We start from the raw sequence: 12,824 nt of genomic DNA on the forward strand, positions 1-12,824 counted from the left end.
CGCATACCTCATAGCAAAAGATGTACCCGCCCACCACCAGCCATCACCAGACCCATTAACACCACACATTAATCGTCGGTATGTGTTCTGCGACCTGTGCGGACGCAGAATGATGGGTCGAGCTCCGCGCGGTGTCGGCTACTACGTCTGTGCCCGGAAGGGCAGCTACGTCCCGGCCGGGCATCCGCGGGAGGCAGATATCTGGCTCCGCGAAGACGACCTTGTCGACGGGATCAACGCGTTTCTGGCTGAGCGGGTGTGCGGCGAGTACCGTTTGGATCTTGTCGACTCTCATCTGAAGGCAGTGGACGCGACCCGCGAGCATGATCGGGAACGGCAGGTCGCGGCTCTGCACCGCGCCATCGCTGACACTGAGGCCCGCGGCAAGCGGCTGCTACGTAACTTCGAGCTTGTCGACAGCCCGGACCAGGACATGGCCCGCGACATCGCGGAGCGGCGGATCGAGCTGGGGTCCGAGCGAGAAGCCCTACAGCAGAAGTTGGCCGATCTTGAGGATGAGGAAGCGGCGGCGCCCAATCCCGAGTTGCTGCGGGCGCTGCCGGTGGGGGCCGTCGACCTCGAAGAGCTGCCTGAGGACCTCTCTCGCCGGCTCTTCGAGGCCCTTCGGCTCGAAGTCCGCTACAACCGCGCGACTAACATCGCAACTTGCCGGGTAACCCTGACTGGCGAGACCATACCGACCGCTGCTCGCGTCGGCGTCGACGCGGTCAGGGCGGTCCGAGAGGTCCCTGGCAAGATCGAGAAGGAGGAAGTGGCTGTGACCGTGCAGATCCCTGAAAGGATCATGCGCGGGTCTGCTTGGTGCCCCCAACGGGATTCGAACCCGTGCTACCGCCTTGAAAGGGCGACGTCCTGGGCCGCTAGACGATGGGGGCAGCGAACCGGAGGTGCGGCAGCGGATGATCCACCACAGCACCGGGCTTCAGAACAGGGCAAGCATAGGGGATCGTCCGCTCCGCCGACAAACGCGTGCCGTCGACGCTGGTCGGAGGACGCGGCGTCGATCATGCCGGCGGAGGCTTTGGCGGGGCGGCCGCGGGTCCCGGGGGCAGGCTGAGCGCGGGGCGTGGGTCGACCCGGCGGTAGCGCGACCGGAAGAACGCGCGTACCGGACGTCCGCCGATCGAGATCGTGTGTTCGATGGTCACCGGCGCGGCCGATGCGGCCGATGTGGTCGGAGTGGTCCCGTGCGGCGGTGCCGCCGGGCGGGGGAACGGGACTTCGAGTGGCGGCGTGATGTCGAATGACAGGGTGACGTCGTCGGATCTCGCCCGGGGTGTGTTCGGGTCGTAGACCCGCAGCCTGACCCGGTTTCCGCGCTGCTCGTACGCGTAGGCGAGGACCTGGTGATTGAGGCCGAGGCGCAGCGGGTCGGCCGAGTGGACGGTGATGACGCCGAGCGGGCAGAGCAGACCGCGATCCAGGTCGAGGCGGATCCGCGGCCATTCCCGGTCGACGCTGATCCGCCCGACGCCGGGGCGGGTCAGCGGGCCGCGAGGCAGGTCGGTGTCGGCCGCGCTGGTCAGGCGGTAGTAGCGGTAGACCCCGCGCGGGATGTCGAAGCTGTCGAAGAGCCGGCGCACGATGTAGCGGTAGAGGGGCGTCCCGGCGGCCGGTGGGCTGGTGATCTCCGGAGGCGCCACGCCGAACTCGAACATGTCGCGGACGGCGTAGATCATCCCGCCGCACAGGCCACGGCTGGCGTCCCCGATCGGCACCGCGCCGAGGCCCGCGACCGGGATCCGCAGGACGGGTTGGCGGGGGAAGGAGTTGGTGAAGCCGAAGGCGTGGGCGCTCGGGAGGAAGCCCGGCACGGCTGCGCTCCGCCCGTCGGACCGCTCCTGCTCTGTTCCGTCCCGTGCTGTTCCGTCCCGCATGGTGCCGTCGCTCGCTCCTTCGTCGGTCACGCCTCCATCTTCACGTCCCGGCGGGGTTGCCGAGGTGGATGTCGTCAGGACTCTCGACGCGGCCGGCGTTCGCGGTGGCGGCCCACCGGTGCCCCGGTCACGCGCGGGGGCGCGGGTGGGGCGGCGGGGAGCCGCACCGGTCCGGCGGGGGCGAGGGCGGCGGGACGGCGGACGGCCAGCGCGGCGCGAACGGTCTCGGTCAGGCTCGTGGGGGTGAACGGCTTGGGCAGGTAGGCCACGCCGAGGTCACCACCACCGTCGGCGAGCATCCCGCGGCTGTAGGCGGAGGTGAAGACGACGGGCAGGCCCGGGAACATCCGGGTCAGTTCCTCGGCGAGCTGACGGCCGTTGCGGCCGGGCATGATCACGTCCGTGACGAGCAGATCGACGGAGGTCAGCCGGCGGGCGAGCGTCCGTGCCGCCCGGCCGTCGGCCGCGGACACCACCCGGTAGCCGGCACCGCGCAGCACCCGCTCGGCCAGGCGGCGGACGGCGTCGTCGTCCTCGGCGAGCAGGATGGTCGCGCAACTCCAGGCGTGCCGGGCGGCGTCTGGCCGGTGCCGGTCGTTCGGCGCGGCTGATCGCCCCGGCGCGCCCCCCGGGGTGGGGCGGTTCGTCCTGACCGCGCCGAGCGGCCGGCCGCTCAGGTCGGCGCCGGTGTCGCCCCGGGCGTGGTCCTCGACCGCTCCGCCGGCTGTCGTGGCGACAGCGCCGGCCGACGGGAGACCGGGCCCGTGTCGGCCGGGCGGGTGTCGGTCGGGGTCGCGGAGACCGACTGCGGCGGCGCCGGGTCCGGTGAGCGGGGCGTCGGTGAGCGCCGGTTCGGTGAGCGCGGGTTCGTTGAGAGTGGGTTCGACGAACGCGGGGAGGTCGACCCGGAACGTGGCGCCGAGTCCCGGGACGGAGTCGACCTCGACGGTGCCCTCGGCCTGGCGCACGATCCCGTACACGGTCGCCAGCCCGAGGCCGGTTCCCTTGCCAGGGTCCTTGGTGGTGAAGAAGGGCTCGAAGATGCGCGCGCGGACGTGCTCGGGCATGCCGTGCCCGGTGTCGGCCACGGTCAGCCGCACCAGCCGCCGCGGTGGGACGTCGGGGTGGGACGCGGAGGCGACGTCGTCGACGACGATCACCCGGATGAACAGCCGCCCGCCGTCGGGCATCGCGTCCCGGCTGTTGACGACCAGGTTGACCAGAACCTGCTCGAGTTTCCCGCGGTCGACGCGCACGGTCGCGGGCCGCGCCGAGGGCATCACGACCAGCTCGATGTCCTCGCGGATGAGGCGGCGCAGCATCTCCTCGAGCCCGCGTACCAGGTCGTTGAGGTCGACCGGTCCGGGGCGGACGTCGACTGTGCGGGAGAAGGCGAGGAGCTGGCTCGTCAGGCCGGTGGCGCGCGCGGCCGCGTCCCGCACGGCGGTCAGGTCGCGCTGGACGCCCTCGTCGAGATCGCCGCGCGCCAGCACGAGCGTGGCGTAGCCGTCGATGACGGTGAGCAGGTTGTTGAAGTCATGCGCGATGCCGCCGGCGAGCTGGCCGAGGGCGTCGAGCCGCTGGGCCTGACGCAGCTGGGCCTCGATGTTCTTCTGCTCGGTGACGTCGGTGACGATCGCGAGCGTCCCGTCGACGGTGCCGGCCGGCCCGAGCCGGGCGGTGAGCGCGACCTGGGCGCAGACCTTGCGGGCGTCGGAGTGCCGCAGCGCGATCTCGAGGCGGCGGACGGCGCCGGCTCGCACCGCGTCCAGCGCGGCCGTGATCTCGGCGCGGTCGGTGTCGGACACCAGGTCCGTGAACCGGGTGCCCAGCGGTGTCCCTCCGACGATGGCGGCGAACCGTGCGTTGCGGTAGGTGATGTGCCCGTCCGGGCCGAGCAGGACGACGCCGTCGGCCGTCGTCTCGACGATGCCGCGGTAGCGCTCCTCGCTTTCGCGCAGGGTCTGCTGTGTGGCCTCTCGCAGACGAAGATCCTCGAAGAGCGCGGTACCGCGAACGAGAGCCGGGAAGCGACTCCGTAGCGTCCAGTACCAGACGCCGACGGTTGCAGTGACGACGTCCCAGGTGGTGGTGAGGAACTGGACGTCGATCAGAGTGCGGCCGGCCGGCCCCGCGGGCCCGCCGCCACCATGCCCGCTGCCGCTGTGCCCACCGTGCGCGGCCGGGCCGGTGGCGTGCGGGAGTTGGAGGATGTGCGAGCCGTGCCCGATCGCGCAGGTGAAGAAGATGGCGGCGGTGGCCAGGCCGAGCGGGTTGTTGCGCCACTGGCCCGACCGCCACAGGCCACGCGCGATCGACAGGCAGATCGCGAGGTAGGAGGCCGTCGTCGCGGCGTTGGCCAGGGTCGCCGTGGCCGAGCCGTTCACGGGCTGTGGTCCGTGCCCAGGGGCGGCCGCGCCGTGGCGGGTGCCCGGCTCTCAGACGCGTGTACGAGTGTCATCCGAACGTGAATCGTCCGTATGACCTCGTATCTCGCCGCATAAAATGCTGTTTGAGTGCTTAAATAAGTACTTCTAGTGACGAACTTCCCCACGGCGCCTCATCTTGCTCCGTTCCGCGGTCGAGTGAAAGGAGAACCCCCGTGGTCCCACATGTGCCCCTGCGAGACAGTCAGAAGCGCGGGAGGTACGCAGGGGCCACAGCGGTTATCCGGTGCCGGCCCGGCTGAGCGATGTAAAGCGTCCCGTCGGGACCCACGGCGACCTGCTTCGGATCGAGCACGGGCACCTCGCCCGACCGCGCCGCGGCGACGGCGACCCTGCCGTCCGGGTGGATCGCCAGCACCCGGTCCCCGGCGGGATCAGCCAGATAGACGGTGCCGTCAGGCCCGACCGCGAGTCCGGTCGGGGTGCCCACGTCGGTGCCGGTCGCCGGTGCGCCATCGGCCGCGGGCCGGCCGCCGTACGCCGTGCCGGCCATGGTCCCGATGCGTCCCGCGTGGTCGACGCGCCGGATCCGCCGCTGGTCCGGGTCGGCGATGAGCAGGCGCCCCGCGCCGTCCACCGCGAGAGCCTGTGGACGTCCGATCGCGGCCCGCGTGGCCGGCCCGCCGTCGCCGGAGTAACCCGGTTCGGCGGTGCCGGCGATCACCCGTGCCGTCTCACCCGGCCCGAGCCGCCAGACCCGGTGGCTGTCGGTGTCCGCGATGAGGAGGACGCCGCCGGGGCCGGTCGTCACCGCGCGCGGCCGGCGCAGCGCTGCGGGCGTCGGCACGGTGGTGATCGTCCCGTCCGGGTCGACCCGGCGGATGCGGTCGTTGAAGCAGTCCGCGATCAGCAGGGCGCCGTCCTCGGTCACCGCGAGGCCGGCTGGACTGTCCAGCTCCGCGGCGGTGGCGGGGCCGCCGTCCCCGGCCCGCCCGGCCTTGCCCGTCCCGGCCACCACGGTCTGGGACGCCGTTACCTGGAACGCCGTCACCCGGGATGCTGCCGGCCGGGGGGTTCCGCCTTTGCTCGTGCCGGGCGCGGCGTCCGCGGCGTCGACGCGCAGGACCCGGTGCGCCAGCGGTTGTGAGACGTACAGTGCGCCGTCCGGGGCGACCGCCAGCGCGAACGGGCTCTCCACTCGCAGGTGCACGACGGCGCGGCCCGCAGGGGCGGGACGGCCGCCCCGCCCCGGCGGGCCGGTCGCGGGTTGCTCGTCACGGGGCGAGCGCCGTCCCGCCCACCGCCGCAGCAGGCCTTGGCGCCGGGTGAGGGGTGAGTTCGCGGTGCTGGTTTCCTGATCCGCCGCGGTGTCCCGGCCCCTGGGTAGAAGGACGGGGCCCTCGGTGGGGGCGGTCGTGTCGGGGGAGGCGGCGGTGTCGGCGGGCGCGGCGATGTCGGGTCCGGCCTGTGCTGACGCCGGTCCGGCGTGCGCTGGCGCGGGTCCGGCCTGAGTCGACGCGGTCGCGGCGATGAGGACGACGTCCGGCAGATGGACCGGGACGGGGCAGGCCGACAGCCAGCCGGGGCCGAAATCCCGCGCGGCCGCGGCGGCGAGCTCGAGCGCGAAGTCGAGCGCGCTCTGCTGGCGTCGCGCCGGGTCGGGGTCGAGCGCCCGTACCACGACCCCGCCGATCGCCGGCGGCGTCGATCCGGGTGGCGGCGGCCGGAAGCCGCGCAGGTGCTGCTCCGCGAGCTCGACGGGGGAGAGCCGGCGGGAGAACGGTGTCTGCCCCGACAGCAGCTCGTAGAGAACCGTCCCGAGCGCGTACAGGTCGGTCGCCGGCCGCAGCGGGGCCCCGGTGAACTGCTCTGGCGCCATGTAGACGGGTGTGCCGACGATCGTGTTGCCGCGGCCCGTCGTCGTCTCGACGATCTTCGCGATGCCGAAGTCCGTGATCTTCAGGGTGTGGTCGGAGGTGAAGAGCACGTTGTCGGGCTTGATGTCGCGGTGGATCACCTGGCTGCGGTGCGCCGCGTCCAGCGCGGTGGCCATCGCCAGGCCGAACGCGACCACCTCCGCCATCGCCAGCCCGCGCGAGGCGCGGGCGCGCAGGGTCCCGCCGGCGCAGAGCTCCATGACGATCATGCAGAGGTCGCGCCGCTCGACGTAGTCGAAGACGCGGACGATGTGCGGATGCGTGAGCCGGGCGAGCAGGCGCGCCTCCGCGGCGAAGACCTCCCGGCCCACCCCGAGCTCCGACTCGGAGTCGGCCATCTCCGGCACCAGGATCTTGATCGCGGCCGGCCGCTCGAGCCGGACGTGCCGGGCGGCGAACACCAGGCCGAACCCGCCCGTCCCGATCAGGTCGCCGACCTCGTAGCCGGGCAGCGCCGCCTCGATGTGCGCGCGGTCGACGATCACATCAGACTGGCCGCCGACGCCGCCGAGGCGGCGGAACAATCACCCACAGACCGGATCGTAGGGCAGATCCGGTAGGAAACGGCGCCACTCCGCGGCCGTGATGCCCACCCCCGCCCGCTCGCAGATCCGGGCCCGCACCCGGTCGACATCAAGGTCCCACACCACCGCGGGCACGGTGAAGATCACACCGACCAGCTTCTTGCCGTCCAGGGTGTAGAGGATCTCCCCGATACCGGCCTCACTGCCGGCCGAGCGCGCGAGCTTCTCGATGAGCGTCGGGGAGTCGCGTTCCGTAACGTCCCAGACCTGCACGGTGTTGTCGTTGCTGCCGGTGGCGAGCTGCGTGCCGTCCGGGCTGAACGCGACGCTGGTCACGGACGTCGAATGGCCCGGCAGGTCCGCGATCTGACGCGGCGCGTCCAGGCGGGTCACGTCCCACAGCGTCGCGAACGGGTTGGCCCCGCCGGCCGCGAGCGTCCTGCCATCGGGGGAGAAGCGCACCTCCCAGACCCCGCCGGGGAACTCGGGCAGCTCCGAGACCAGCCGGAGCCGTCGCGGGTCCGTCACATCCCAGAGCTTCACCGATCGTTCGGCCGCGCTCACCAGGGTCCGGCCGTCCGGTGAGAAGGTCAGGTCACGGACGGATGAGCGGTGCGCGATCAGCGACGCGAGCCGCCGCGGCCGGGAGAGATCGGTGACGTCCCAGGTCTCGACCCTGGCCTGGAACGCCGGCTCCGGCGGGGAGTTCAGGCCGCCGAGCGCCAGGGTCCTACCGTCCGGGCTGAACAACAGCTCCGCGGTGCCACCGGCCGGCCCCGGCACGTCCGAGATCCGGGACGGCTTCGCGGGGTCGCGGACGTCGTAGAAGACGATGTTCTTGCCCGTGCCCACCGCGAGCACGTTCCCGTCCGGACTGAAGGCCGACGAGCCCGTCGGGTCGTACTCGTCCACGATCACGTCGGTGAGCACGTGCAGCCGGCGGGGCGCGTAAGGATCATCGACGTCCCACAGCTCGACCGCCTTGTCGGTGGTGATCGCTACGATGCCGGTGACCGGGTTGACGACGGCGTCCTCCTGCGCGCCGTCGCGCCCGATCAGTGCCGGGCCGGGCATCTCCCAGACCCGCAGCGAGCCGTCCACCGAGACCGACGCGAGCCGGCGGCCGTCCGGGCTGAAGGCCACATCCCAGACCGTGGCGCCCTCGTCGAGGAAGGTCAGGCTGTACTGGTCGACGTCCACATCGAAAATCGGAACTCCGACGTACCGGAACCCGCCCACGCCGACCAGGCCGCTGACCGGGTCCACGGCGAGGCCGGTCATCGGCGCGTCCCCGGTCCCCGCCCGGCCGTCGTACTCCAGACGCGGCAGGTCCGGCCCGGAGAACTTGCGGACGTAGCCGCCGTCCCCGGCGGTGTAGACCGTGTGGCCGTCGCCGCCGAAGGTGACCGACCGGATCGGGCCCGCGCCGTCCGCGCTCGGGCCGCCGTCCTCGACGAGCACCTTGAGCGGCCTCGGGTTGCTCGGATCACTGACCGACCACAGCAGGGCGGAACCGCCCTCGTCCCCGGCGATCAGGAACGCGCCGTCCGGGCTGAACTCCAGCGCCACCACCTGCGCCAGGTGCAGGAAGAGCTGCCCCTTCTTCCCCGGGCGCGCCGGATCGGAGACGTCGTAGATGTACGCCGACTTCCCGTAGCCACCGACGGCGAGACGATCAGACGTCGGATCGAACGCCAGGCCGTAGACCTCCGAATCCGCCTTCGGCAGGGTCGCCAGCAGGCGCGGTCGGGCCCGGTCGGTGATGTCCCACAGCTTGGCCAGACCGTCGGCGCCGCCGGTCGCCAGCACCGTCCCGTCCCGGTTGAAGGCCACCGCCTTCACCGCCCTGCCATGCCCGCCACCGCGTTCGTCCGGGATGCGTGCGAGTGGCGTGAGCCGCCGCGGATCGGTCGCGTCCCAGACCGCGGCTGTCCAGTCGTCGCTGCCCGTCGCGAGCAGGCGGCCGTCCCTGCTGTAGGCGACCGTCCCGACCGACTTGGTGTGCGCCTGGTACCGAGTCGGCACCCCGCTACCGCCGTTGAACGACGACAGGACGGCCCCGCGTGCCTCCGGCGTGTCCGCCGTGCGCAGCGCGACCAGGCTGAGCTGGGCGGCCAGCGCCGGATTGTTACGCCTGGCAGCCTCCGCCTGCGTCGCGATCCGCTGCGAGAGCGCCTGGTCCCGAGCCCGCCCCGACGAGGCGCTCTGCTGGAACGTCAGGCCCGCCAGCGACACGGCGACGAGCAGCAGGACGGCCAGCGCCGCCGCGAGCTGGCGCAGCCTGCGGGACCGGCGCGCCGCCGCCCGCTGCTGCTCGGCCTCCGCGCGGACACTCTCGTCGAAGAACTGCCTGGTCGTCGCATCGACGTCCAGGTCGTCGTCCATCCAGTCGCGGGCCGCGGCGAGACGCGAACCGGCGAAAAGGTAGGACGGATCCCGCCCGCCCCGCTCCCACACCTCGGCGGCGTCGCGCAGCTGCTGCAACGCCACGGCGCCGGCGCGGTCCAGGTCCATCCACTCGCGCAGCCGTGGCCAGGAACGCAGCAACGCCTCGTGCGCGATCTGCAGACCGTCCTGATCCCCGTCGGCATCGGCCTCGACGAGACGGGCGGCTACCAGCGCGTCCAGGACGGTCGCCGACTCCGGCCCCGGCACCTCCGCGAGCAGCGCCGCCCGCCGCACCCGCCGCCGGGTGTCCGCGCCGTTCTCACCAAGCCGGATCATGCGCATCAGCAGCGGCCGGACGGCCTGCTGGGCGGCCCCGTCCAGACTCGTGTAGGCCGCCTCGGCGGTCTGGGCGATGGCCCCGGTCAGCCCGCCGACACGCAGATAATCGGCGACGGTGAGCGCCTCGCCCGCACGGGCGAACCAGGTCGCGCGCAGCGCGTGCGCGAGCAGTGGCAGCGAGCCCGGATCAGCCACGAACCCGGAGCTGAGGTTGGAGACGAGCTCGGGGCTGCGACCGCTGCCGTGGCCGGTGCCCTGGTCGCTTCCGGTGATCCCCGTGCCGGCGGCGGCGCCGAGATCGCGCAGGACGAGCTCGACAAGCCCGGGCTCGACGTCCCCACCCGCGGCACGAGCCGGATTCACCACGATCTCGCGGATGTCGGCGGCCGCCATGGGCCCGACCACCACCTGATTGACCTGCAGAACCTCGACGAGCTCGGGGAAGGAGGCGCACGCCCCGTAGAAGTCCGCCCGCAGGCCGATCACGACGACCGCACTGCCCGCCGCGGTCGCGCACAGGGCCCGGACGAAGGCCTCCCGCTCGGCCTGGTCCGCGCAGAGCGTGAAAACCTCCTCGAACTGGTCGACCGCGATCACCATCCGCGGCTCGTGCGGCGCAGACCGAGGCGTGGCGCGCGCGGCGAGCAGCTCACGGACGATCTCGCTGAGCCGCTCCGGCTCCCGGCGCAGGCTGTCACCCAGCATCCGCGCCATCGTCGGCATCCCGGTCGCCTCGACGACACGCTGGACGAGCGCCTCGAGCGGGTGCTCGCCCGGTGTCATCACCAGCCGTGGCCAGCCACGCGAGCCGGGAAGCGCTCCGCGCGCGAGGGCGGGCAGGAGCCCGGCACGCAGCAGTGACGACTTCCCCGACCCCGAGGCGCCGACGAGCACCAGCGGCCCCACCCTCGACGCCTCCGAGGAGACCCTCGCCACCAGGTCGGCGACCATCCGCTCACGCCCGAAGAACCACTGCTCACTCGACTCGTCGAAGCCGCGCAGCCCCGGGTACGGGCAGGCCGTCGAGTACGCACCGGCCGGCGGGACGCTGGTCGGTGGCTTCGACGGGTATCCGTCGATGATCTGGGTGGGCGCCGCCTGGGACTCGACCAGCGGCGGCGTACGCATCTCCGCCGCGTTCCCGGCCGCCGTCCGAAGGGTCCGCTGGTCCGGCCGGGCCGCGGCGCCCGGCGAACCCTCACCGGAACCGTGCGGTCCGCCGCGCTCCGAATGCTCGGATGTCATGACCTCACCCGTCTCCGGGGCAGTGGGCCGATCGGGCAACCTCACCGATTGTGGTCTATCGCGGACTTTGACCGCACACCAGTTACCTAGACGACAGGGCATCCGCCGCTCGGTCGGAGACCGCCGTCCTTGGGCCCAGGCTCGGCCCCGGGCGCCTGCTACGCCACCGCGATGGACCCGTCTGAGGGTGGCCGCGAGCGGCCTCGCCCGGGGCCCTGTGCGTACCGAGGATCATGGTGGGCTGATCGATCATGTATCGAGGAAAACTTCCTGCCCCCCACAGCCCGGATGGGTCGCATCGTCCTGTAGCATGACCTCCAGTTCCTGAGCAGCCGGGCACGACCAGCCGGCTTGGTCCACTGCGAGTAGCACGACCACTCAGGATGGCCAGAGCGACAACTGAAGATAGACACATGGTCCCGTGGTGAAGTCTGGAGTTCACGCCGCCCTGTCAAGGCGGAGGTCGCGGGTTCGAATCCCGTCGGGACCGCGTTATCGGCAACACAGCGCAAGACATGGGCAGGTAGCTCAGTCGGTACGAGCGTCCGCCTGAAAAGCGGAAGGTCGGCGGTTCGACCCCGCCCCTGCCCACCATCGCCGGCCAGACTTTTTGTCTCTTTGTTGAGATAAATTCGCTCATTTGAAGAGCGCTATGTGGCAGCGAATGTTGCAACGCAAACTGATGTTGCGTCCCTGATGGACAGCCTTGCGGCCAGCGCGGCTGTCAGCGGCCCTGTCGTTGCGGATCGTGTTAGTAATGCGAATCGCTGGGGGCGGGTCTCGTCACTGAATGCCGTCCTGGGCGTGGCTGTCAAGGCCTCGGTGGTCGGGGCCGGACCGTCGTATGTCGCGCCGATACCCAGCTCGGGGACCCCAGCTTGCCCGGTACGGCTGGTTTCCGCCAGCCTGGGGGGAGCGCTGACGTGGGCAGCCGTGGCCGCGCCGCCGCGGTGTATGTCCAGGTGCCTTCCCCGTCGGTGGGGCCCGTGCCTGAGGGGAATCGTGGCCCTGATCGGTCGCGGAACAGGTCCGACCTCGGACGATGCCTAGTGATCACGCCGACCGGAACATCATCTACTGGATCGAACGCACGCTCCGCGTACCTGAGGGTTCCAGAAGTACCGGTGGTTCTCTGTCGACCGTAGTCCTGGGGGTGGCGGTCGGGCTGGCATCCTTCAGCCGATAACGAGCCGTTCCCCGCCGAAGTCCGCGATGATCTCCAGCTGTCCACCGAGTGCTTTGACGTAGGCGGCGAGGGTGCGTAGCTCGCTGGCGTCGACGTTGGCCCGCTCGATGGCGGAGACGCGTTCCTGCCGGACGTGCATGCGGTCGGCGACTTCCGCCTGGGTAAGGCCCAGGCGCCGACGCATCTCGGCGAGCCGATGCGCGCGGTTCTCCGCTACGAGCCGTTGGGCCCCCGCCTCGACCTCGCGACGGTCGTGCTCTTCGGGGAAGAACTCGGCGAGGAACCCGTCTTTGTCGTACCCGTGGGCGGTGCTCATATGTCACGCTCCTTGAGGTGGAGGGCGTAGCGGGCTTCGGCCAGCGGGATCGCCCGTTCGTACCAGGCTGACCACTGCCCGGCCTTGTCTCCGGCGACGAGCAGGACCGCGCGGCGTTCGGGATCGAAGACGAACAGGATGCGGACCTCGCTGGCTCCGCTCGAGGCGGGTCTGAGTTCCTTGAGGTTGTGGAGTCGGGAGCCCTTGATCCGGTCAACGAGCGGCCGGCCCAGGCTGGGGCCTTCGTCGAGAAGCGCGGTCACAGCCTGGCCGACAAGGATCGCGGTATTTCGGTCTGTTCGACGTAGGTCATGCAGCCACTCCCGGACCTCGCTGACGATCTCCAGGCGATAGGTCACGACATGTCCCTTTTAGGATAGGGTTCAGTACCTAAGTGTACTGCTGTCACGTGGGCCGGTCACGTCACCCCGGTCGCGCTTTCGGCTGCACGTCTCGGGGCCATGCGGGGGACGGTCTCGATCGTGACCCGTGATCCCGAGGCGGGCTCTACCACGTTTTCCATCATCCCAGCGTCAGCCCCAGGGCCGGTGCCATCGGCAGGTTGGCGGCCACGACCCCGACCGCCGCACGATCCCGACGAATG

The 12,824-nt window shown here is 71.4% G+C and carries 6 protein-coding genes and 3 tRNA genes; 2 read left to right on the forward strand and 7 right to left on the reverse strand.

Features of this window, described 5'->3' with window-relative positions; all coding sequences use genetic code 11:
• Positions 1-820: 820 nt before the first annotated feature.
• From MXD62_RS01290 to MXD62_RS01310, 5 genes are all read right to left on the reverse strand, one after another.
• Positions 821-896 (reverse strand) — tRNA-Glu (locus tag MXD62_RS01290).
• 129 nt (positions 897-1,025) lie between these two features.
• Positions 1,026-1,898, reverse strand: coding sequence for a hypothetical protein (locus MXD62_RS01295; RefSeq protein ID WP_248827754.1), 873 nt, complete (start codon positions 1,896-1,898; stop codon positions 1,026-1,028).
• A gap of 74 nt (positions 1,899-1,972) precedes the next feature.
• Entirely contained in the window at positions 1,973-4,285 is a 2,313-nt protein-coding gene (locus MXD62_RS01300; RefSeq protein WP_248827599.1) for an ATP-binding protein, read from the reverse strand.
• Positions 4,286-4,529: 244 nt separating this feature from the next.
• The gene (locus tag MXD62_RS01305; protein WP_248827600.1) at positions 4,530-6,746 is read right to left on the reverse strand and encodes a serine/threonine-protein kinase; all 2,217 of its coding nucleotides are present in this window, start codon (positions 6,744-6,746) and stop codon (positions 4,530-4,532) included.
• Positions 6,747-10,718, reverse strand: a complete 3,972-nt coding sequence (locus MXD62_RS01310; protein WP_248827601.1) for an AAA family ATPase — start codon at positions 10,716-10,718, stop codon at positions 6,747-6,749.
• 415 nt (positions 10,719-11,133) lie between these two features.
• Here MXD62_RS01310 and MXD62_RS01315 point away from each other — a divergent pair.
• A tRNA-Asp gene (locus MXD62_RS01315) sits at positions 11,134-11,208 on the forward strand.
• Positions 11,209-11,235: 27 nt separating this feature from the next.
• A tRNA-Phe gene (locus MXD62_RS01320) sits at positions 11,236-11,312 on the forward strand.
• Positions 11,313-11,893: 581 nt separating this feature from the next.
• On the opposite strand, the gene MXD62_RS01325 is transcribed toward MXD62_RS01320, so the two are convergent.
• Both MXD62_RS01325 and MXD62_RS01330 read right to left on the reverse strand, forming a co-directional pair.
• On the reverse strand, positions 11,894-12,220 hold the full coding sequence (locus tag MXD62_RS01325) for a helix-turn-helix transcriptional regulator (protein ID WP_248827602.1): 327 nt from the start codon (positions 12,218-12,220) through the stop codon (positions 11,894-11,896).
• Positions 12,217-12,579 (reverse strand): type II toxin-antitoxin system RelE/ParE family toxin, encoded by a 363-nt coding sequence (locus MXD62_RS01330; protein WP_248827603.1) that lies wholly within the window; start codon positions 12,577-12,579, stop codon positions 12,217-12,219. The genes MXD62_RS01325 and MXD62_RS01330 overlap by 4 nt, the downstream gene beginning before the upstream one ends.
• Between the last annotated feature and the right edge of the window lie 245 nt (positions 12,580-12,824).

Source organism: Frankia sp. Mgl5 (genome assembly GCF_023242985.1).
GTDB lineage: Bacteria > Actinomycetota > Actinomycetes > Frankiales > Frankiaceae > Parafrankia > Parafrankia soli.

Coding starts and splice junctions, on each gene's coding strand:
- MXD62_RS01295 (WP_248827754.1), bottom strand. CDS start 1,898: ATGCGGGACGGAACAGCACGGGACGGAACAGAGCAGGAGCGGTCCGAC.
- MXD62_RS01310 (WP_248827601.1), bottom strand. CDS start 10,718: ATGACATCCGAGCATTCGGAGCGCGGCGGACCGCACGGTTCCGGTGAG.
- MXD62_RS01325 (WP_248827602.1), bottom strand. CDS start 12,220: ATGAGCACCGCCCACGGGTACGACAAAGACGGGTTCCTCGCCGAGTTC.